The sequence below is a fragment of the Pseudomonas sp. DWRC2-2 genome (assembly GCF_049897885.1).
Classification (GTDB): Bacteria; Pseudomonadota; Gammaproteobacteria; order Pseudomonadales; family Pseudomonadaceae; genus Aquipseudomonas; species Aquipseudomonas azotoformans_A.
Genome location: NZ_JAFCXD010000004.1, coordinates 119662 through 140541, shown reverse-complemented (window position 1 = coordinate 140541; position 20880 = coordinate 119662). Strand labels below are relative to the sequence as shown.

Genomic DNA, 20880 nt, shown 5'->3' with positions numbered 1-20880 from the left:
AAGGGTGAGGGAGCTTGCTCCCTCACTGTCGCCGTCAATCATCATTGCCACTGCCGCGAAACTTGAACAGGTCGCGGCGCTGCTTCTTGCTCGGCTTGCCATCGGTGGTCATACCCGTGGCGCCCGCCTTGCGCATCGCGGCCGCATTTTCACGCTTGGCGATGCTGGCTTCGGTCTCGGTGTACAACGCCTGTGCTTCAGGCGCACCACGGCGCACGATGGAAAGCGCCTGAACCACGACCGTCTTTTCATCAAACCCGACACGAATCTGGAACTCATCGCCGACACGCGGCTCCTTGCCCGGCTTGCAGCGCTCGCCGCGATGGTGCACCTTGCCGCTCTCAATGGCGGCCTTGGCCAGGGCACGGGTTTTATAAAAACGCGCGGCCCACAGCCACTTGTCCAATCGGACCTTTTCTTCCTCTTCCTGCTTTTGAGCCACTTGAATTCCTCGCTCTGAAAAATGTCGCAACTTTAACGTTGAAGCCCTTCGACGCATAAACCCCTAGGCTCACCTAAGATACGCCAGGTAGCACCCTGTTTTCGCGAGGATATGCTGTGACCGAATTCCCCCTTTCACTCACCTCGCCCAACCAGCGCTGTGTGGGATGCCAGCAAAGCGAGCCTCTCGGTTTCGATTTTGCATTTGCGTACCAGCCTATCGTAGATCTGCGGGACCATTCGATCTTTGCCCACGAAGCCCTGGTGCGTGGCACGCATGGCGAAGGCGCGCTGTCGGTGCTTGACCAGGTCAACGAAAGCAACCGCTACCGCTTTGACCAACGCTGCCGAACCCAGGCGATTGCCGGGGCGGCGGCCTTGGGCATGCAAACCCACCTTTCGATCAACTTCATGCCCAATGCCGTGTACCGTCCGGAGTTGTGTATCCGCAGCACCCTGGAGGCGGCGCGCGCGCATAATTTCCCGTTGAACCAGCTGATTTTCGAGACACTGGAAAGCGAGCATGTAGATAACTATCGCCATTTGACGAATATTCTGCGTGAATACCGCGAATTCGGCTTCATGACCGCCATTGACGATTTCGGCGCGGGCTATTCGGGGCTGAATCTGCTGGCCGATTTCCAACCTGACTTGATCAAACTCGACATGGCGCTGATCCGCGATGTCGATCAGGATCGTGTCCGTCAGGTCATCGTCCAGGGGGTTGTCACAATCTGTGAGCAGTTGGGGGTTACTGTCATCGCCGAAGGCATCGAAAGTGCTGGCGAGCGCGACTTCCTGTCCGACTGCGGAATATTTCTGATGCAGGGCTACTGGTTCGCCAAGCCTGCATTCAACGCCCTGGCCGAGGTTCCCCCTCAGGCCTGGACGAATTGACCGGTTATCCCTATTGAAGACATTTGACCATTTGACCGTTGTGGGTCTGCGTGAGTGGGTGGCACTTCCCGACTTGGGAGTGGCAGGCCTGCGAGCAAAGATCGACACCGGTGCCAGCACCTCAAGCCTGCACGCTACCGATATCGAGCCGTTCGAGCGTGACGGTGAGAAGTGGGTGCGCTTTACCGCGCACCTGGGCAGCGTTGTGCAACTGCGTCACCGCCGCTGCGAAGCGCCCCTGGTGACGATGAAAACCATCAAGAGCTCCAACGGCCATGCGCAGGTGCGCTATGTCATCAGCACCACGTTGGCGCTGGGTGATCGGGTATGGCGGGTGGAATTTACCCTGGCCTGCCGCAAAGCCATGCGTTACCGGCTGTTGCTGGGTTCCAAAGCCTTGATTGACGGCCAACTGGTGGTCAATCCCGGCATCAAGTACGTTCAAGACAAGCCGGTGTTCCCGGTCTCTACTCTATCTGTCCCAGGTGCTGCATGAAGATTGCTGTGCTGTCGCGAAACCCGCGTCTGTATTCCACCCGCCGCCTGGTTGAGGCCGGCACCGAACGTGGCCACGAAATGGTGGTGATCGACACGTTGCGTGCCTATATGAACATTGCCAGCCACAAGCCGCAGATCCACTACCGGGGCAAGCCGCTGGAGGGGTTTGATGCGGTGATCCCACGCATCGGCGCCTCGGTGACGTTCTATGGCTGCGCGGTGTTACGCCAGTTCGAAATGATGGGGGTATTTCCCCTCAACGAGTCGGTCGCCATTGCCCGTTCACGGGACAAGCTGCGCTCGCTGCAACTGTTGTCGCGCCGGGGTATCGGCCTGCCGGTGACGGGCTTTGCCCACTCCCCCGATGACATCCCCGACCTGATTGACATGGTCAACGGCGCGCCGCTGGTGATCAAGGTGCTGGAAGGCACCCAAGGTATCGGTGTGGTGCTGTGTGAAACCGCGACAGCGGCCGAATCCGTGATCGAGGCGTTCATGGGCCTCAAGCAGAACATCATGGTGCAGGAATACATCAAGGAAGCCGGGGGTGCGGATATCCGCTGCTTCGTGGTGGGCGACAAGGTGATTGCGGCGATGAAGCGCCAGGCCAAGCCGGGGGAGTTCCGCTCCAACCTGCACCGTGGCGGCAGCGCTAGCCTGATCAAGATCACGCCGGAAGAACGCATGACGGCACTGCGGGCTGCCAAGGTGATGGGGTTGAGTGTGGCGGGTGTGGATATCCTGCGCTCCAATCACGGGCCGCTGGTGATGGAGGTGAACTCGTCACCGGGCCTGGAAGGCATTGAAACCACCACCGGGAAGGATGTGGCGGGGATCATCATTCAGCATCTGGAGAAGAATGGTGGGCCGAATATGACGAGGACCAAGGGTAAGGGCTAAAAAGTGTGGGAGCTGGCTTGCCTGCGATAGCAGTGGTGAATCCACTATGGCTATCGCGGGCAAGCCAGCTCCCACATTTGATGACTTAGCGTTTGTCAGACCGCATCTCTAGGCAACATCAACCCAAGCGGCAACCGCACACGCGCCTCCAGGCCACCTTCTTCTCGGTTACGCAACTCAACATTGCCGCCATGCATCGAGGCAATCCGCCGCACAATCGCCAACCCTAGCCCTGTGCCTTTGCCACCCCGGGCCCGGTCGCCACGGGTGAACGGGTTGAAGATGCCTTCCAACTCGTCCGGGTCGATGCCTGCGCCCCGGTCCATTACGCTCAGCACCACATAAGGCGCAGCGCTGTCGCCGGACACATAAGCCGCCACTTCCACATCGGAACCGGCGTGATGCAAGGCGTTGCCGATCAGGTTGTTCAACAGGCGCTTCATCGACACCCGACGCAACGCAAACGGCTGGATCGGCTCCAGGCGCATACGTACCTGCTCACCGTTCTGGTTGTAGGGCGCGACCACCTCACGCACCAGGTCCGTCAGGTCGACTTCCTCAACCACTTCATCACGGCCATCGCGGATAAACGCCAGGAACTGGTCGAGGATCGCGTCCATGTCCTCAATGTCGCGGACCATGTCATCAGTGAGGTCGCTATGGTTGCCCATTAACTCCAAAGACAAGCGCAGGCGTGTCAACGGTGTGCGCAAGTCATGGGACACCCCCGCCAGCATCAACTCGCGTTCGCGCCCGGCCTGTTCGACGTCTTCCGCCATCTGGTTGAACGCGCCGTACACCTCGGTCATCTCACTCGGCGTATCGCTGACCGGCAGGCGCACGCTGCGCCCCTGGCCCAGTTGTCGGGCGGCAAACACCAGGCGTTTAAGCGGCTGGTTGAGCTGGCGTACGAAAATCCATGCCGAGGCCGTTGAAAGCAGACCGATCGCCAGGAACCAGCCCAACACGTTCCAGATCTTCTGCCCCCGCAGCGGGTGCGGGTACAACGGGACTTTCAACCAATCTTCGCCCAGGCTCGGCGCACGCACCCACAATGCGGGCGACACATGCATGCGCAGCCGCACCTCGGTGTCTTCACCCAGTTCGGCCTGCATCTGGCGTTGATAGATTTCACTGTAGGGCCAATGCTGCTCGCCCTCCGGCACACCTGCACCGGCGACGCGCACCAGGGTCGCGGCCTTGGCGATCTTCTCACGGTTCTCCGGGTCTGCCGCCCAATAGGCGCGCAGCGTCAAGGCGACACCGTGGCTGTATTGCCGGTCCACCAGCACGTCCTCGTTCATCAACAGATAAACCAGTGTGAGTGCCTTGGAAAACAGAACGACGATCAGCACCAGCCAAAGGGTGCGGGAGAAAAAACTTTGGGGGAACCACAGCGGGGTTTTCATAGAAGACTGCTAGATACCTTGCAGAAACGAGCGGCGCTCGCAGAATTGCAGACGCCGGACATCCCGTCGACCCTCATGGAGTCAAACGCCAGGATGCCCGCCCCTGCAAATCACCGGTCAACTGGTTTTATTGCCGTCCGGCACAAACACATAACCCACGCCCCATACCGTCTGGATGTACCGTGGCTTGGAGGGATCCGGCTCGATCATCCGGCGCAGACGGGAAATCTGCACGTCGATGGAGCGCTCCAGAGCGTCCCATTCCCGACCACGGGCCAGGTTCATCAGCTTGTCGCGGGTCAAAGGCTGGCGAGCGTTCATCACCAGGGCCTTGAGCACGGCGAATTCACCCGTGGTGAGCATATGCACTTCTTCGCCACGCTTGAGCTCACGAGTCGCCAGCGACAGTTCGTAGTCGCCAAAGGTGACACTCTCGTCTTCGCTGCCTGGGGCACCTGGAACCGGCGGTGCCTGGCGACGCAGTACGGCTTTGACCCGAGCCATCAGCTCGTCGGGGTTGAACGGCTTGGCCAGGTAGTCATCAGCGCCCAGTTCGAGGCCCTTGATGCGGCTCAGCTCATCGCCCTTGGCGGTGAGCATGATGATGGGAATCTGGTTGTTCGCGCCGCGCAGGCGTTTGCAGGCGGTCAGGCCGTCTTCGCCGGGCAGCATCAGGTCGAGTACGACCAGGTTGAAGACTTCACGCCCCAACAAACGGTCCATCTGCTCGGTGTTCGGCACCGCGCGGGCACGGTAGCCCTTGGAGTTGAAGAAGCGCTCCAGCAGGCTGCTCAGCCCCGGGTCGTCGTCAACGATGAGAATTTTTTCGCCTTCAGCAGTTTGTGCAGTGCTGCTCATTAGATGCTCCTCTTATCTCGGCGCGCATTATGGCCTAGCTGCCGTTATACGCACCGTGTGCATTGTTAGCAGATTTTTCCTCAACTGCCAGCGAACCCGCGCCCTACAACCGTTGGCGCAATCCCCCCCCAAGGACAGAACGCTGGTTATAATGCGGCGCCGTCGTGCAGGGCAACTTCAGATCGTTACCGTTTGCTGCCGAGGCTTTTTTTACCCGCTTGTGTGATTTTTTCGATTTCGAGGGTCAATAGGCTGCCTCTTGACCCAGGCAGCGGCGCCAGTCGGGCCGCTCAACCAGCCTCCCAGGGCCTTGTTTTCCAGGCCTGCGAGCTGCTTTTCAGAATTTCAGGTGGTTTTATGGACAGCATCAACAGCCGCATCGCCGAGGAACTCGGTGTACGCCCACAACAGGTCGAAGCGGCCGTCGCTCTACTGGATGAAGGCTCCACGGTGCCTTTCATCGCCCGTTACCGTAAAGAAGTGACCGGCAGCCTCGACGACATCCAACTGCGTCACCTGGAAGAGCGTCTGCGCTACCTGCGAGAACTCGACGAACGGCGCATCAGCATCCTCGCCAGCATCGAGGAACAGGGCAAGTTGACTCCACAGCTTGAGCGCGACATCAAGCTCGCCGACACCAAGACCCGCCTCGAAGACCTCTACCTGCCGTACAAGCAGAAGCGCCGCACCAAGGGCCAGATCGCCCTGGAAGCCGGCCTGGGCGAGCTGGCCGACGGTCTGTTCAACGACCCGTCGCTGACCCCGGACACCGAAGCCGCCCGCTTCATCGACGCCGAAAAAGGCGTCGCGGACGTCAAGGCCGCCCTCGAAGGCGCCAAGTACATCCTCATGGAGCGCTTCGCCGAAGACGCCAGCCTGCTGGAAAAACTGCGTACTTACTTGAAGCAGGAAGCTATCCTCAGCGCCCGTGTCATCGCCGGCAAAGAGGAAGAAGGCGCCAAGTTCCGCGACTACTTCGAACATGACGAGCCGCTGAAAAGCATGCCGTCCCACCGTGCGCTTGCCATTTTCCGTGGCCGCAACGAAGGCATTCTCAGTTCCGCGCTGAAGGTCGGCGACGAATTGCCGGGCACCATGCACCCGTGCGAAGGCATGATCAGTCAACAATTCGGCATCCAGAATCAGAACCGTCCTGCGGACAAGTGGCTCGGTGAAGTGGTGCGCTGGACCTGGAAGGTCAAGCTCTACACCCACCTGGAAACCGATCTGCTCGGCGAGCTGCGCGACGGCGCCGAGACCGAGGCGATCAACGTGTTCGCCCACAACCTGCACGACCTGCTGCTGTCGGCCCCGGCCGGCCCACGCGCCACGCTGGGCCTCGATCCGGGCCTGCGCACTGGCTGCAAGGTTGCCGTGGTCGACGCCACCGGCAAGCTGCTGGACCACGCCACGGTGTATCCGCATGTGCCGCACAACAAATGGGACCAGACCCTGGCGATCCTGGCTGCCCTGTGCGCCAAGCACGCGGTGGACCTGATCGCCATCGGCAACGGCACCGCCAGCCGTGAAACCGACAAGCTGGCCGCCGAGCTGATCAAGAAATACCCAGCCATGAAAATGACCAAGGTCATGGTCTCCGAGGCCGGCGCTTCGGTGTACTCGGCGTCGGAACTGGCTTCCAAGGAGTTCCCGGACCTTGACGTGTCGATCCGTGGCGCAGTGTCCATCGCCCGTCGACTGCAGGATCCATTGGCCGAGCTGGTGAAGATCGACCCTAAATCCATCGGCGTCGGCCAGTACCAGCACGACGTGTCGCAGCTGAAACTGGCACGCGGCCTGGACGCGGTGGTGGAAGACTGCGTAAACGCCGTGGGCGTGGACGTGAACACCGCTTCCGTCGCCTTGCTGGCGCGGATTTCCGGCCTCAACGCCACCCTGGCGCAAAATATCGTGGCCCACCGCGACGAAAACGGCGCGTTCAAAACCCGTGCAGCGCTGAAAAAAGTCGCGCGTCTGGGCGAGAAAACCTTCGAACAAGCCGCCGGCTTCCTACGCGTAATGAACGGCGACAACCCGCTGGACTCCTCCGCAGTCCACCCGGAAGCCTACCCGCTGGTGCAGCGCATCGCCGCCGAGACCGACCGCGATATCCGCTCGCTGATCGGCGATGCTGCGTTCCTCAAGCGCCTGGACCCCAAGAAGTACACCGACGAAACCTTCGGTGTGCCGACCATCACCGACATCCTGCAAGAGCTGGAAAAACCTGGCCGCGACCCACGTCCCGAGTTCAAGACCGCCGAGTTCCAGGACGGCGTCGAAGACCTCAAGGATCTGGAGCTGGGCATGATCCTCGAAGGCGTGGTCACCAACGTGACCAACTTCGGCGCCTTTGTGGACATCGGCGTGCATCAGGACGGTTTGGTGCATATCTCCGCGCTTTCGGAGAAGTTCATCAAAGACCCGCGTGAAGCGGTGAAAGCCGGCGACGTGGTCAAGGTCAAGGTGATGGAAGTCGACATCCCGCGCAAACGCGTTGGCCTGTCGATGCGCATGAGCGACACCCCCGGCGAGAAAATCGACGGTGCCCGTGGTGCTCGTCCGGGTTCGGCACCGCGCCAGTCGCAGAACAATGCACCGCGCAAAGAAACCGCCACCGCAGCGCCAAGCAACAACGCTATGGCCTCGCTGTTCGCCAACGCCAAACAGTTGAAGAAACGCTGATGGAAATCCCGGCCGGTTTGACCCAGAGCGCGTTCAGCGAACTGATCGGCTGCCGCCTGCAACGCCTTGAAGAAGGCGTTGCCGAGGTGGCCCTGACCCTGGAGCCGCAACTGCGCAACCGCGCGGGCAAGCTCCATGGCGGGGCGATTTTCAGCCTGGTGGACATTACGATGGGGCTGGCCTGTTCCAGCTCCCATGGTTTCGACCAGCAGAGCGCGACCATCGAGTGCAAGATCAACTATATCCGCGCCGTGTCCGACGGTGACGTGCTGTGCACCAGCCGGGTGATTCATGCCGGTCGCCGCACGTTGGTGGTCGAGGCGGATGTGTATCAAGACGAAAGACTTGTCGCAAAAGCACAGGGCACCTTCGCTGTCCTATAGCTCCCCACCCCCGATTTGAGTTAATTTCGGCGCTGCAATCACGGCGTCGGAATTTTCTCGCTGCGCTGTAGCCAAATTCATGGAGTGAAGTCGGCATTTTCAGAGCGGGTTAAATCGACTCTAAACCAGGCGATCACGCCAGTTTTAACTTCACCCTTGTAGACCGTCCTGCCCACCCCCATATTGGGGCGACTGACGCGTGAAGGAATCCAACTTGAGCGAACTTCTCAACCGCCGCCTGGCCCTGCTCGGCAAGCGCGAACACCTCTCCCTGCTAGAGCAGTGCTTGCACGGCATCGAGCGCGAATGCCTGCGTGTCACCGGTGAGGGTCGACTGGCACAAACGCCGCACCCTGAAGCCCTGGGCGCCGCGTTGACCCACGAACAGATCACCACCGACTACTCGGAATCGCTGCTGGAGTTCATCACTCCCGCCCTGCCCAACCCGGCCGATACCCTGAGCAGCCTGGACAAGATCCATCGCTTTGCCTACACCAAGCTGGGCAGCGAATACCTGTGGAGCCCCTCGATGCCGTGCCCGTTGCCGGCTGAGGAAGATATTCCGATTGCCTACTACGGCACGTCCAATATCGGACAGCTCAAGTACGTGTATCGCAAGGGTTTGGCCCTGCGTTATGGCAAGACCATGCAGTGCATCGCTGGCATCCACTACAACTTTTCGTTGCCGGAAGCGCTGTGGCCGTTGCTTAAAGAGACTGAAGGATTTGTCGGCACTGACCGCGACTACCAGTCCACCGCCTATATCGCGCTGATCCGTAACTTCCGCCGTTACAGCTGGCTGCTGATGTACCTGTTCGGTGCATCCCCTGCCCTGGATGCCGGTTTCCTGCGCGGTCGTTCGCACCAGCTGGAAGTGCTCGACGCCGACACGCTGTACTTGCCCTACGCAACCAGCCTGCGCATGAGCGACCTGGGTTACCAGAGCAACGCCCAGGCCGGCCTCACGCCGTGCTACAACGATTTGAGCAGCTACACCGACAGCCTGCGTGAAGCGGTGGCAACGCCCTACGCACCGTACGTCGAAATCGGAACCCATCAGGACGGTGAGTGGGTACAGCTCAACACCAACATCCTGCAGATCGAAAACGAGTACTACTCCAACATCCGCCCCAAGCGTGTGACCTACACCGGCGAACGGCCGATCCAGGCGCTGGTGGCCCGTGGCATCCAGTACATCGAAGTGCGCTGCCTGGACATCAACCCGTTCCTGCCGATGGGTATCGACCTGCCGGAGTCGCGTTTCCTCGACGCCTTCCTGCTGTACTGCGCGTTGAACGACAGCCCGCTGTTCGCCGACAACGAGTGCGGCAACGCCACCTCCAACTTCCTCAGCGTGGTCAAGGAAGGTCGTCGTCCCGGCCTGCAATTGCAGCGTCAGGGCCAGCCTGTGGACATGAAGGAATGGGCTGCCGAACTGCTGGAGCAGATTGCGCCACTGGCCGCCTTGCTGGATGAAAGCCACGGCATCACCGAGCACAGCCAGGCGCTGGATGCCCAACTGGCGAAGGTCAAGGATTCGTCCCTGACCCCGTCAGCCCAGGTGTTGGCGGCGATGGCCGAGCGTAAGGAAAGTTTTGCGCAGTTCTCCCTGCACCAGAGCCAACTGCACGCCGAGCATTTCCGCAGCGAACCGCTGCCGGCCGAAGAGCAAGCGCAGTTTGAAGAACTGGCACGCAAATCGCTGGCACAGCAGGCGGAGCTGGAGCAGAACGAAGTGGGTGATTTTGACGTATTTGTTGGCTCGTACCAGGCCAGCATCCTCGCCATCAGCAACTAAAGATCGTACACAAACCCCTGTGGGAGCGGGCTTGCTCGCGAATGCGGCCTGCCAGTGATTGATGTGCTGACGGATACACCGCATTCGCGAGCAAGCCCGCTCCCACATTTGACCTATGCGCCTCAGGATCCACGTTCACTTCTCCTCATAAGCTAATTCGAAAATGTTATTTATTTTCGAATTCTTAGATCATTTAGTCTCCTCACACGCCGACCCTCGGCCGCCTGATTGAGGAGCTTCCCCTTGAAACTGCTTACCCCTCTGCGCCTCTTGGCCGCATTGTCCCTGGCCGGTGCCAGCCTGTTTGCCCAGGCGGCGGATGTGACCATCGCTTACCAGACCACCGTGGACCCGGCCAAAGTCGCCCAGGCCGACGGCGCCTACGAAAAAGCCACCAACGCCAAGATCAACTGGCGCAAATTCGACAATGGCGCCGACATCATCGCCGCCATCGCGTCCGGCGACGTGCAGATCGGCTACCTCGGTTCCAGCCCGCTGACCGCTGCGATCACCCGCAAAGTACCGGTGGAAACCTTCCTCGTTGCCACCCAGATCGGCGGCGCCGAAGCCCTGGTAGCGCGCGACGGTTCGGGGATCAACAGCCCGCAGGACCTGATCGGCAAAAAAATCGCCGTGCCATTCGTGTCCACCGGTCACTACAGCCTGTTGGCTGCGTTGAAACACTGGAACATCGACCCGTCCAAAGTAACCATCCTCAACCTCGCACCACCGGCGATCATCGCCGCCTGGAAGCGTGGTGATATCGACGCCACCTACGTGTGGGACCCCGCCCTGGGCGTCGCCAAGGAAAACGGCAAGGTGCTGATCACCTCCGGCGAACTGGCCAAGTTTGGCGCGCCAACCTTCGATGCCTGGATCGTGCGTAAGGATTTTGCCGAGAAGCACCCGGAAATCGTCAAGGCGTTTGCCAAAGTCACCCTGGATGCCTACGCCGCCTACCGTAAAGACCCACAAGCCTGGCTCGCCGACAAAGGCAACGTCGAAAAACTGGTGAAACTCTCCGGCGCCAAGGCCAGCGACATCCCACTGCTGCTGCAAGGCAACGTCTACCCGCTGGCCGCCGACCAGGCGACCCTGCTGGGCGCACCGACCACCAAGGCCGTGACCGATACCGCCGCGTTCCTCAAGGAGCAAGGCAAGGTCGACGCCGTGCTGCCGGACTACGCCCCTTACGTCAGCGCCAAGTTCATTACTAACTGATCAGGAGTTCATCGCGATGGCCTTGCTACAACTGGAGCGCATCAGCGCACAGTACCCAGGCGCCACAGAACCGGTACTGTCAGACATTTCAATCGACCTGGGGCCCCAGCAATTGCTGGTGGCCCTCGGCCCGTCCGGCAGTGGCAAGACTTCGCTGTTGAACCTGATTGCCGGCTTTGTCGAACCGTCCGCCGGGCGCATCACCCTCGACGGCGTGCCGGTCAAAGGCCCGAGCGCCGAACGCGGCGTGGTGTTCCAGGACGACGCCCTGCTGCCCTGGCAGGATGTGTTGGCCAACGTCGGCTTCGGCCTGGAGCTGGCCGGTGTGCCCAAGGCGCAACGTGAAGTACGCGCCCGGGAAATGCTCGCGCTGGTCGACCTGGCCGGTTTCGACAGCCGCCGCATCTGGCAACTTTCCGGTGGGCAGAAGCAACGTGTCGGCCTCGCCCGCGCGCTGGCGGCCGACCCTCGCGTGTTGCTGATGGACGAACCCTTCGGCGCCCTCGACGCCTTCACCCGCGAACAGATGCAGGAGCTACTGCTGCAAGTCTGGCGGCGCACGGCCAAGCCGGTGTTCCTGATTACCCACGACATCGAAGAAGCGGTCTTCCTCGCCACTGACCTGATCCTGCTGGCGCCCAACCCTGGCCAGATCGTCGAACGCCTGAGCCTGGACTTCGGCCAACGCTACGCCGCCGGTGAGTCGGCGCGGGCGATCAAGTCCGACCCGCGCTTTATCGAAACCCGCGAACACGTGCTGGGCAAAGTGTTCTCCCAACGGCAGGTGTCCGCATGAGCAGCTACGAACTTCCCGTCACGGCCACCAAGCCGGCGGCGCACGCGGTTATCCCGGTGCGGCGCAGCCTGAGCACCCGCTGGATCAGCCTGCTGACCCTGGTCGCGTTGCTGGTTATCTGGTGGGCCGTGACCGCCACCGGTTTGATCGAACCACTGTTCCTGCCGCCGCCGTCTGCCGTGCTGCAAAAAGGCTGGCTGCTGGCGACCACGGGCTACATGGACTCAACCCTGTGGCAACACCTGGGCGCCAGCCTCAGCCGTATCGGCCTGGGCCTGGGTTTTGCCGTGCTGACCGCCGTGCCGGTGGGGATCGCCATTGGTTCCAACCGTATCGCCCGTGGCGTCCTCGACCCGCTGATCGAGTTCTACCGCCCGATCCCGCCACTGGCCTATCTGCCGCTGATCGTGATCTGGTGCGGCATTGGCGAGCTGTCCAAGGTGCTGCTGATTTACCTGGCAATCTTCGCGCCGATTGCCATCGCCACCGCGACCGGTGTGCGCACGGTCGACCCGGCCAAGCTGCGCGCGGCGCAGTCGTTGGGCGCCACCCGTGCCCAGCTGATTCGGCATGTGATCCTGCCGAGCGCCCTGCCCGACATCCTCACCGGCGTGCGCATCGGCCTGGGCGTGGGCTGGTCGACATTGGTCGCCGCCGAGCTGATCGCGGCCACCAGCGGCCTGGGTTTCATGGTGCAGTCGGCGGCGCAGTTCCTGGTCACTGACGTGGTGGTGCTGGGCATCCTGGTCATCGCCCTGATCGCCTTCGCCATGGAAATGGGCCTGCGTGCCCTGCAGCGTAAATTAGTGCCGTGGCATGGCCAGGCACATTGAGTGAGAACCGCATGAGCAGCCTGACCGTTACCCCCATCAGCACCGCATTGGGTGCCCTGATCAGTGGCGTCGATATCACCCAGCCGTTGAACATTGAAGAGCGCGATGCCATTGAACAGGCGTTGCTCACCCACTCGGTGCTGTTCTTCCGCGATCAACCGATCAACCCGCAACAGCAAGCACGCTTCGCGGCGAATTTTGGTGACCTGCATATCCATCCGATCTACCCCAACGTGCCGGAACAGCCCGAAGTGCTGATCCTCGACACCGCCGTCACCGACGTGCGTGACAACGCCGTGTGGCATACCGACGTGACCTTCCTGCCCACCCCGGCGTTGGGCGCCGTACTCAGCGCCAAGCTGCTGCCGGCGTTTGGCGGCGATACGCTGTGGGCCAGCGGGATTGCGGCGTATGAGGCGTCGTCCGAGCCGTTGAAGCGCCTGCTCGACGGGCTGACCGCGACCCACGACTTCACCAAATCCTTCCCGCTGGAGCGCTTTGGCAACACCGCCGAAGACCTGGCGCGCTGGGAAGAAACCCGCAAGAAGAACCCGCCGTTGTCGCATCCGGTGGTGCGCACGCACCCGGTGAGTGGGCGTAAGTCGCTGTTTGTCAGTGATGGCTTTACCACCAGGATCAACGAGCTGGAACCGGCGGAGAGCGAGGCGATTCTGAAGCTGCTGTTTGCCCACGCGACGCGCCCGGAGTTCACCATTCGTTGGCGTTGGCAGGAAAACGATGTGGCGTTCTGGGATAACCGCGTGACGCAGCATTACGCGGTGGATGATTACCGGCCGCAGCGGCGGGTGATGCACCGGGCGACGATTTTGGGGGATGTGCCGTTCTAAATCCCGCCGAGGATTAAATGTGGGAGCAAGCCCGCTCCCACAATTTGATCGAGTGGCGTTAGATTATTCAGCAGTGGACGGCTTTTCCCACAAGTTAATCCCACCTTCCAGCGCAAACCGATCAATCTCCGCCAATTCTTCTGCACTGAAATGCAGATTTTTCAACGCCCCGACGTTCTCGATAATCTGCTCCGGCCGGCTCGCACCGATCAGCGCACTGGTCACCCGTGGATCGCGCAACGTCCAGGCCAATGCCAGTTGCGCCAGGCTCTGACCACGGCGTTGGGCGATTTCATTCAGCGCACGCACGTGGGCGATGTTGGCTTCGGACAGGTGCTTGGCTTGCAACGAACCACCGCCCGGACGATTCACTCGCGCATCCGCCGGTACGCCGTTGAGGTACTTGTCAGTCAGCAGGCCCTGAGCCAGTGGCGTGAACGCGATCACCCCGGCGCCGAGTTCTTCGGTGGTGTCCAGCAGGTCTTTTTCCACCCAGCGGTTGAGCAGGTTGTAGGCCGGTTGGTGAATCAGCAGCGGTACTTTCCACTCTTTGAGCAGCGCGGCGATTTCGCGGGTTTTCACGCCCGAGTAGGACGAGATCCCGATGTACAACGCCTTGCCTTGTTGCACGGCAGTGGCGAGGGCGCTGGCGGTTTCTTCCAGGGGGGTGTCGGCGTCAAAACGGTGGGAGTAGAAGATGTCCACGTAGTCGACGCCCAGGCGTTGCAGGCTCTGGTCGAGGCTGGCCAGCACGTATTTGCGTGAGCCGCCGCCCTGGCCGTAAGGGCCGGGCCACATGTCCCAACCGGCCTTGCTGGAGATGATCAGTTCGTCGCGATAGTGCTTGAAGTCTTCGCGCAGCAAACGGCCGAAGTTGATCTCGGCGCTGCCATAGGGCGGGCCATAGTTGTTGGCCAGGTCGAAGTGGTTGATGCCCAGGTCGAACGCGGTGCGCAGCAGGGAGCGCTGGGTGTCGATCGGGGTGCTGTCGCCAAAGTTGTGCCACAGGCCCAGGGACAGTGCAGGCAGCACTAATCCACTGCGGCCTACACGGCGGTACGGAATAGATTCATAGCGGTTTTCGGCAGCAATGTAAGTCATCGAATCCTCTCTTGGACGTCGGCAAATAAGGCCTGGGAATAAGGTTATTCCCAGGCCTTTTAACCAGCTGAATCGCTTAAGTCTGCCGTTCCGTTCTACAGCAATTGCCTACCAGAGTGGAACGACATAACTCACATAGAAGCGGTTTTCATCCTGCACGGTGGCACCGCTGATGTCCGGGCTGGCGTGGGCGTTTTTCCAGGTCACACCCAGGCCCTTGAGAGTGCCGGTGGGCACTTGATAGGCCACGGCGACGTTACGTTCCCATTCGCTGGTAGTGCCTTGCGCCGTGCGGATGTCATCACCGTGGGCATAGGCGGCGGAGAACGTCAGGCCCGTGAGGCCAAGCTTACCGAAGTCATACTTGTACTGCGCAAGCCAAGTGCGCTCACCGGCGTGTTGAAATTTATTCAACTGCATGTTGGTCAGCGCCGGGGTGTCGGCGCCTGAGCCTGGGCCCTGGCGGTTGTCGCCGCTGTTCAGGCCGGAGTCCAGGTACGGGAAGTCGCTGTCGCCGCTGTTTTTCTGGATACCCAGGCCGACGGTGTGGCCGTCGAGGCTGTAGCTCTCAAGCAAGCTGGCGGTGGTCTGGTTGATGCGGCCTTTGTTCACGCCGTCGCCGTACAGACCACTCGCGGCGTAGTCCTTGTCACCGTCGGCGTTGCCGCCCACCCCCAGGCTGCGGAATACACGCAGGTCGGTGTCGATGGCACCCACGGATAACGCGTCATGGCGCTTGGCACCGAGGAAAAACTGCTGGTAGTAATCCTCAAGGTTGGAATACCACAGGCTGACCGTGGTGTTCTGGATGCCGGTGTAATCCGCACCGCCGAACAGGAAGCGATCGCTCTCTTTGGTGCCGCCGGCGGTGATCATGCCCTGGTCGCCGGTTTCGTTGCGGATCTTGGTCTTGAAGATATCGCCGCCGGTGAAGGTGAAGTCGCTGAGGTCCTTGGACACCAGTTGCACACCGGTGTTGGTCTGCTGGTACAGGCGCCCGTCGGTGTTGGCGAGTATCGGGTTGTTGCCGTAGAGCGTGCCGACACGCAGTTCATCCTTGGCGAAACGCATCTTGAACGTCGGGCTCAACACACCGAACTGGTCGGCGGATTTGCCGTTGTCCAGCGGGAACATGCTGCCGGGGTAGCGACCCTGGTGTTCCTTGTCATTGAGGTCACCGCCGGAGTCCAGCTTCAACCCGTAGAACGCCTGCAGGTCCAGGCCAAAACCCACCGGGCCTTCGGTGTAGCCGGACTTGAAGTTGAACTCGAACCCCTGGCCCCAATCCCTAATGCTGTGGGCCTTGGCGTTGCTGTTCACCACATCACGCCCCTGCTGGTTGAGGTAGCGGTTGAGCAGGGTCACATCGGCGTGGCTGTCATCGATAAAATCGGCGTGGGCGGACAGCATAAAGCTCGCCATGGCGGCACCCACCATAGGGCTTATCAACGTCTTCATTGTTACCGGTCTCCGTCACTGTTCTGAAATGAAAGCGTCAAACGCTTCACACAATTACGCAGTGGCCAGATGACAGTTCCGCGTCAAAACGCGATGTAGGCGGATGAAATTAAATTCATGAAACCCTTTAACTACGGGGGTTAGCGGGCGTTTTCGAAGATTTCCGCGAGCCAGTCGACGAACACACGCACCCTCGGCGACATGTGTCGATTCTGTGGATACAGCACCGATACCGGCATCAAAGGTGGCGGTGTTTCCTGGAGAATTTCTCGCATCACGCCCTGCTCGATCAGCTCGGCCATGCGGTAATGCGGGCACTGGATAATGCCGAGTCCGGCCACCGCGCTGGCCGAATAAATCTCCGCGCCGAACACCGACAATGCGCCGTCGATACTCACTTCCTGCAACTCGCCATCGACCATGAATTCGAACGGAAACAGCTTGGCCGTGGTGCGCGACACGTAGTTCACCGCGCGGTGTTCACTCAGCTCGGCCAGGCGCTTGGGTTCGCCGTATTTGCGCAGATAAGCGGGGCTCGCGCAGGTCACTTGGCGCAGGTTGGCGACGCGCCGACCAATCAACGCGGAATCCCCCAGGGTGCCCGCACGCAGCACGCAATCGACGCCCTCGGCGATCAGGTCGACAAAGCGATCCGCCTCACTGATGGACAGCTCGATATCCGGGTAACGCGCCATGAACTCCGGCAGCGCCGGTACCACAAAATACTTGGCCAGCGTGCCGTGCAGGTCCACGCGCAAACGCCCCTTGGGCGCCACGCTGCGGAACGCCAGCTCGGCCTCTTCCAGCTCCGCGAGCAGCTGCACGCAACGTTGGTAATACGCCTCGCCATCGAGGGTCGGTCGCACACGCCGGGTGCTGCGTTCCAACAAGCGCGTGCCGAGCCAAGCTTCGAATTGGTTGAGGGTGTGAGTCAGGGTCGCACGGGGCAGATTCAGGTCATCGGCCGCCAGGGTGAAGCTGGAACGCTCGTAAATCCGCACGAAGACCTTCATGGCTTTGACTTGATCCACGCTGCACTCCTACACGCCGATTGTTGGCGATTATTGAACAGTCAAGGCAACTCTGGCGCATTTATCGGCCTGGGTAAACGTGTGAATCTGCTTCCACACCCCGTTCAAGGAACCCAGATCATGACGACTCAAGTAGCAATCATCACCGGCGCCTCCCGTGGCATTGGCGCCGTCATCGCCAAGCAACTCGCTGCCGACGGCTACGCCGTGGCCATCAACTACGCCAGCAGCGCCACCGAGGCGTCGAAGCTGGTAGTGGAACTGCGCCAGGCCGGCCACCAAGCCATAGCGATCCAAGGCGACGTCGCCAAACCCGCCGACATCAAGCGCCTGTTCGACGAAACCGAGGCGCAATTGGGCAAGGTGGATGTGCTGATCAACAACGCCGGCATCCTCAAGACGCTGCCCCTGGCCCAGCACAGCGACGAACTCTACGACCAGAACTTCGATATCCACACCCGTGGCACCTTCAACGCCCTGCGCGAAGCCGCCACCCGCCTGAATGACGGCGGACGCATCGTCAACTTCTCCAGCAGCACCGTCGGCCTCAACTTCCAAGGTTACGCGGTGTACATCGCCAGCAAGGCGGCGGTGGAGTCCCTGACCCAAGTGTTCGCCAAAGAGATGCGCGGGCGTCGGATTACCGTCAACGCCGTGGCGCCAGGCCCAGTCGCCACCGAGTTGTTCCTGCACGGCAAGAGCGAAGAGCAGATCCAGGGCATGGCCAAGATGCCGCCGCTGGAACGCCTTGGCCAACCGGAAGATATCGCCCGCGTGGTGGCGTTTCTGGTGAGCCCGGCCGGTGCTTGGATCAATGGGCAAATCCTGCGCGCCAATGGCGGGCTGGTCTAAGTCACACATCCGGGCCAGCGATGTTCTCTTTGTGGAGCTCTATCATGCCAACCTTGTTGATCCCCGCACTCGCCCCGCTTTACCGCTACGCCGAACCCCTGGCCTATGCGCTGCTGCGCGCAGGTTTTGGGGTGATCATGCTCACCCATGGCCTGCCCAAATTGCTGGGCAACGCCCATGGTTCGATGGCCGACCCGATGGCGGCGTCCATCAATCTGATCCAGAACCGCCTGCACTTGCCGCAGGCGGAGCTGATCGGTCTGCTGGTGGCCTTGCTGGAAGCAGTCGGTGGATTGCTGTTGATACTCGGCCTGGGCACACGGCTGGTCGCGGCCATGATGACCCTGCAGATGCTGACCATTGCTTACTTGCTGGGGCCGACGTGGCCGTGGATCGACCGAGGCATCGAGTACCCGGTGCTGATGGCGCTGCTATCGTTGTACCTGGTGTTTCGCGGTGCCGGCCGCTATTCCCTGGACAACACACTGGGCAAGGAGCTCTGAACATGCACACCACCCTGGTGATCAGCGCAGGCTTGATCATGCTGGTACTGATGCTGTTGATCGGGCAGAAGCTTGGCGTCAGCCGGCCCATTCTGGCCTACAGCTTTGTGGCGATCTGGTTGGGGGTGGCGGTGGTCAATGGCGCTGTAGGGGTCGTCACTGCCGGCCAACCCCTGGTGTCGGAGCTGGTGATCGGCAGTGGCGTGTTCGGCGTGCCCCTGGTGGCACTGGCCCTGTACCTCAGGGCCTGAGCCTCAGCGCACCAAGTGCAGGAACTGCAGGTGACGCTCGTACTGGTCGAGGATGTCGTTGATGATCTGTTCCTTGGTATAGCCCACCAAGTCATAGTCCTGGCTACCCTCGGCCAAGTGCACTTCCGCCCGGTAGTAGCGACGGTTGTTGAGCTCCTTGGAGCCCATCCCGCCACGGGCAAATGACGGCGTGAAGTAGCCGCGCATCTGCACCTGGTAGATGAACGGACGCTCCTCGCCATGGCCGATTTCCAGGCTGACGCTGTCGTTGGCGGGGTCAGGTTGCGTCACGACATTCAAACCCTTCTCGACAAACACCGCCGTCACTTCTTCAATCGCCGGGCGCACCGTCGAGTCAAGGAAACGGTACACCTCGTCTCGCGACGGGAAGTGCACGGCCTGGCTCAAACGCTGACGCCAGCCGCCGCGTCCCTTGCGAGCAGTCGAAATCGGTGCCAATGAATGCAACTGGGCGATCTGCTTTTGCGACTCCAGATAGAACGCCTTATGCAGCCCCCACATCATCAGCAGCAGGATCATCGAGAACGGCAACGAGGTCAGTACCACCGCCGACTTGAGCGAATCGATGCTGCCGGCAAACAGCAAGGCACTGGTGACCAGCGCGGTCATCGCACCCCAGAACACCCGCAGCCATTTCGGCCCGTCTTCATCGGCGTTGCCGCCTTTGGACGACAGGGTGGACAGCACCACGGTGCCCGAATCGGCGGAGGTCACGAAGAACACGAAGCTGATAAACACCGTGACCGCGATGACGGTTTTGCTCCACGGGTAGGTTTCCAGCAGCAGGTAGAGGCTCATCGACGGGTTATCGATGGCCGACTGACCGAGTGCGGCCATACCGTGGTTGAGCACCTGGTCGATGGCGCTGTTGCCGAAGATCGACATCCACGCCAGGGTGAAGCCCAGCGGGATCAGCAGCACGCCAAACACGAACTCACGGATGGTGCGGCCACGGGAAATGCGCGCGATAAACAGGCCCACGAACGGCGACCATGCAATCCACCAGGCCCAGTAGAACACCGTCCAACCACCCAGCCAGTCGCTGGGTTTGTCGTAGGCGTACACGTCGAAACTCTTGGTCGGCAAGGCGCCCAGGTAGTCGCCGATATTCTGGATCAAGGTGTTGAGCAAGTGCTGGGTGGGCCCGGCGAACAACACGAACAGCAGCAACGCACAGGCCAGCAGCATGTTGATGTCGGACATCACGCGCACGCCTTTATCGACACCGGCCACGGCGACGATGATCGCGGCGCCCATCATCAGCGTGATCAGACCGACCTGGATCCACTGGGTATGGGCAATGCCAAACAAGTAGTCCAGCCCGGAATTGAGGTGCAGCACCCCAAAGCCCATGTCCGCACCAAGCCCGAACACCGTGGCGATAATGCCGAAGCCATCCACCGCGTAGCCGATGGGACCGTTGATGCGCTTGCCGATCAGCGGGTACAGCGCCGAACGCAACGCCAGCGGCAAGTTATGCCGGTAGGCGAAATACGCCAGGGCCATGCCGACAAAGGCGAACACGCCCCAGCCGTGCAGGCCCCAGTGCAGGAAAAGAATCTGCATGGCCTGGCGCGCGGCATCGGCGTTCATCGGCGTGCCCTGGGGCGGCTGCACCAGGTGCGTCAGCGGCTCGGACACGCAGAAGAAAAACAGCGTGATGCTGATCCCGGCGGCGAACAGCATGCCGGCCCAGGACAGGTAACTGAATTCGGGCTCGTCGTGGTCGGCACCGAGTTTTATCTTGCCGTAGCCCGATAACGCGGTGACCACCACGAAGACCAGATACAGGGTCATCGCCAGCATGTAGTACCAGCCGACCGTGTTGGCCGCCCAGTTTTGCGCCGCCAGCAGCCAGGCACCGGCCTGTTGCGGGATAGCGATGACCGTGATGCCGAACAGCAGGATAAACGTCGCGGCGAAGTAGAAGACCGGCGCGTTCATGCGCACCTGGCCGCTGGTAGGGGTGGACGATGCACTCATGAACGATGCACCCCGAGGGAGTGAGATGTGGCTGTCAATAACGGACTCAGCAAAGGTAAGCCTCCTGTTGTGAGCGGGCAGCGAAACACCGGGTTTAACTTGAACGAGCATTCAAG

Annotated in this window: 20 protein-coding genes; 13 read left to right on the top strand and 7 right to left on the bottom strand. The window is 61.0% G+C overall.

What is annotated here, in order from left to right; translation table 11 throughout:
* Positions 1 to 34 precede the first annotated feature (34 nt).
* Entirely contained in the window at positions 35 to 442 is a 408-nt protein-coding gene (locus tag ACP7EW_RS19475) for an RNA-binding S4 domain-containing protein (protein ID WP_016979044.1), read from the bottom strand.
* A gap of 116 nt (positions 443 to 558) precedes the next feature.
* Between ACP7EW_RS19475 and ACP7EW_RS19470 the strand changes: the two genes are divergently transcribed.
* The 3 genes from ACP7EW_RS19470 to rimK are packed head-to-tail and all read left to right on the top strand — an operon-like array spanning position 559 to position 2736.
* On the top strand, positions 559 to 1338 hold the full coding sequence (locus ACP7EW_RS19470) for an EAL domain-containing protein (RefSeq protein WP_426219064.1): 780 nt from the start codon (positions 559 to 561) through the stop codon (positions 1336 to 1338).
* 46 nt (positions 1339 to 1384) lie between these two features.
* Positions 1385 to 1834 (top strand): ATP-dependent zinc protease family protein, encoded by a 450-nt coding sequence (locus ACP7EW_RS19465; RefSeq protein WP_170949822.1) that lies wholly within the window; start codon positions 1385 to 1387, stop codon positions 1832 to 1834.
* Positions 1831 to 2736, top strand: coding sequence for a 30S ribosomal protein S6--L-glutamate ligase (gene rimK / locus ACP7EW_RS19460; RefSeq protein ID WP_010214091.1), 906 nt, complete (start codon positions 1831 to 1833; stop codon positions 2734 to 2736). The genes ACP7EW_RS19465 and rimK overlap by 4 nt, the downstream gene beginning before the upstream one ends.
* Positions 2737 to 2831: 95 nt before the next feature.
* Here the strand turns inward: rimK and ACP7EW_RS19455 are convergent, their stop codons facing one another.
* Together ACP7EW_RS19455 and ompR are read right to left on the bottom strand one after the other, a co-directional pair.
* A complete protein-coding gene (locus ACP7EW_RS19455; RefSeq protein ID WP_016979042.1) occupies positions 2832 to 4145 on the bottom strand; it encodes an ATP-binding protein in 1314 nt (437 codons plus the stop codon).
* A 117-nt stretch (positions 4146 to 4262) separates the two neighbouring features.
* Positions 4263 to 5003 carry a two-component system response regulator OmpR gene (ompR, locus tag ACP7EW_RS19450; RefSeq protein ID WP_426219062.1) on the bottom strand — a complete coding sequence of 247 codons (741 nt, stop codon included), beginning with the start codon at positions 5001 to 5003 and terminating at the stop codon, positions 4263 to 4265.
* A gap of 357 nt (positions 5004 to 5360) precedes the next feature.
* Here ompR and ACP7EW_RS19445 point away from each other — a divergent pair, with 357 nt between their 5' ends.
* The 7 genes from ACP7EW_RS19445 (at position 5361) to tauD (ending at position 13564) form a co-directional block, all read left to right on the top strand.
* On the top strand, positions 5361 to 7685 hold the full coding sequence (locus ACP7EW_RS19445) for a Tex family protein (protein WP_426219060.1): 2325 nt from the start codon (positions 5361 to 5363) through the stop codon (positions 7683 to 7685).
* Positions 7685 to 8068 carry a PaaI family thioesterase gene (locus tag ACP7EW_RS19440; RefSeq protein ID WP_016979039.1) on the top strand — a complete coding sequence of 128 codons (384 nt, stop codon included), beginning with the start codon at positions 7685 to 7687 and terminating at the stop codon, positions 8066 to 8068. Before ACP7EW_RS19445 ends, ACP7EW_RS19440 begins: the two co-directional genes overlap by 1 nt.
* 214 nt (positions 8069 to 8282) lie before the next feature.
* A complete protein-coding gene (gshA, locus tag ACP7EW_RS19435; RefSeq protein WP_177074439.1) occupies positions 8283 to 9866 on the top strand; it encodes a glutamate--cysteine ligase in 1584 nt (527 codons plus the stop codon).
* 243 nt (positions 9867 to 10109) lie between these two features.
* Positions 10110 to 11087, top strand: coding sequence for a taurine ABC transporter substrate-binding protein (gene tauA, locus ACP7EW_RS19430; protein ID WP_426219057.1), 978 nt, complete (start codon positions 10110 to 10112; stop codon positions 11085 to 11087).
* 16 nt (positions 11088 to 11103) lie between these two features.
* Entirely contained in the window at positions 11104 to 11883 is a 780-nt protein-coding gene (gene tauB / locus ACP7EW_RS19425; RefSeq protein WP_017254560.1) for a taurine ABC transporter ATP-binding subunit, read from the top strand.
* Positions 11880 to 12716, top strand: coding sequence for a taurine ABC transporter permease TauC (tauC, locus tag ACP7EW_RS19420; RefSeq protein ID WP_426219055.1), 837 nt, complete (start codon positions 11880 to 11882; stop codon positions 12714 to 12716). Before tauB ends, tauC begins: the two co-directional genes overlap by 4 nt.
* Positions 12717 to 12727: 11 nt before the next feature.
* On the top strand, positions 12728 to 13564 hold the full coding sequence (gene tauD / locus ACP7EW_RS19415; RefSeq protein WP_426219053.1) for a taurine dioxygenase: 837 nt from the start codon (positions 12728 to 12730) through the stop codon (positions 13562 to 13564).
* Positions 13565 to 13627: 63 nt separating this feature from the next.
* Here the strand turns inward: tauD and mgrA are convergent, their stop codons facing one another.
* The 3 genes from mgrA to ACP7EW_RS19400 form a co-directional block, all read right to left on the bottom strand.
* Entirely contained in the window at positions 13628 to 14665 is a 1038-nt protein-coding gene (mgrA, locus tag ACP7EW_RS19410) for an L-glyceraldehyde 3-phosphate reductase (protein ID WP_426219051.1), read from the bottom strand.
* Positions 14666 to 14773: 108 nt separating this feature from the next.
* Entirely contained in the window at positions 14774 to 16102 is a 1329-nt protein-coding gene (locus ACP7EW_RS19405; RefSeq protein ID WP_082781479.1) for an OprD family outer membrane porin, read from the bottom strand.
* A gap of 161 nt (positions 16103 to 16263) precedes the next feature.
* Positions 16264 to 17154 carry a LysR family transcriptional regulator gene (locus ACP7EW_RS19400; protein ID WP_426219049.1) on the bottom strand — a complete coding sequence of 297 codons (891 nt, stop codon included), beginning with the start codon at positions 17152 to 17154 and terminating at the stop codon, positions 16264 to 16266.
* Positions 17155 to 17274: 120 nt separating this feature from the next.
* On the opposite strand from ACP7EW_RS19400, the gene ACP7EW_RS19395 reads away from it, so the two are divergent.
* From ACP7EW_RS19395 to ACP7EW_RS19385, 3 genes are read left to right on the top strand one after another with little or no spacing between them, the layout of a single operon-like run.
* Complete coding sequence (locus ACP7EW_RS19395; RefSeq protein ID WP_426219047.1) at positions 17275 to 18006, top strand: SDR family oxidoreductase; 732 nt, start codon at positions 17275 to 17277, stop codon at positions 18004 to 18006.
* 44 nt (positions 18007 to 18050) lie between these two features.
* A complete protein-coding gene (locus tag ACP7EW_RS19390) occupies positions 18051 to 18509 on the top strand; it encodes a DoxX family protein (RefSeq protein WP_426219045.1) in 459 nt (152 codons plus the stop codon).
* Between the two features lie 2 nt (positions 18510 to 18511).
* A complete protein-coding gene (locus tag ACP7EW_RS19385; protein ID WP_426219043.1) occupies positions 18512 to 18760 on the top strand; it encodes a hypothetical protein in 249 nt (82 codons plus the stop codon).
* 3 nt (positions 18761 to 18763) lie between these two features.
* Here ACP7EW_RS19385 and betT read toward each other — a convergent pair whose 3' ends face one another.
* Positions 18764 to 20725 carry a choline transporter BetT gene (gene betT, locus ACP7EW_RS19380; RefSeq protein WP_426219578.1) on the bottom strand — a complete coding sequence of 654 codons (1962 nt, stop codon included), beginning with the start codon at positions 20723 to 20725 and terminating at the stop codon, positions 18764 to 18766.
* Between the last annotated feature and the right edge of the window lie 155 nt (positions 20726 to 20880).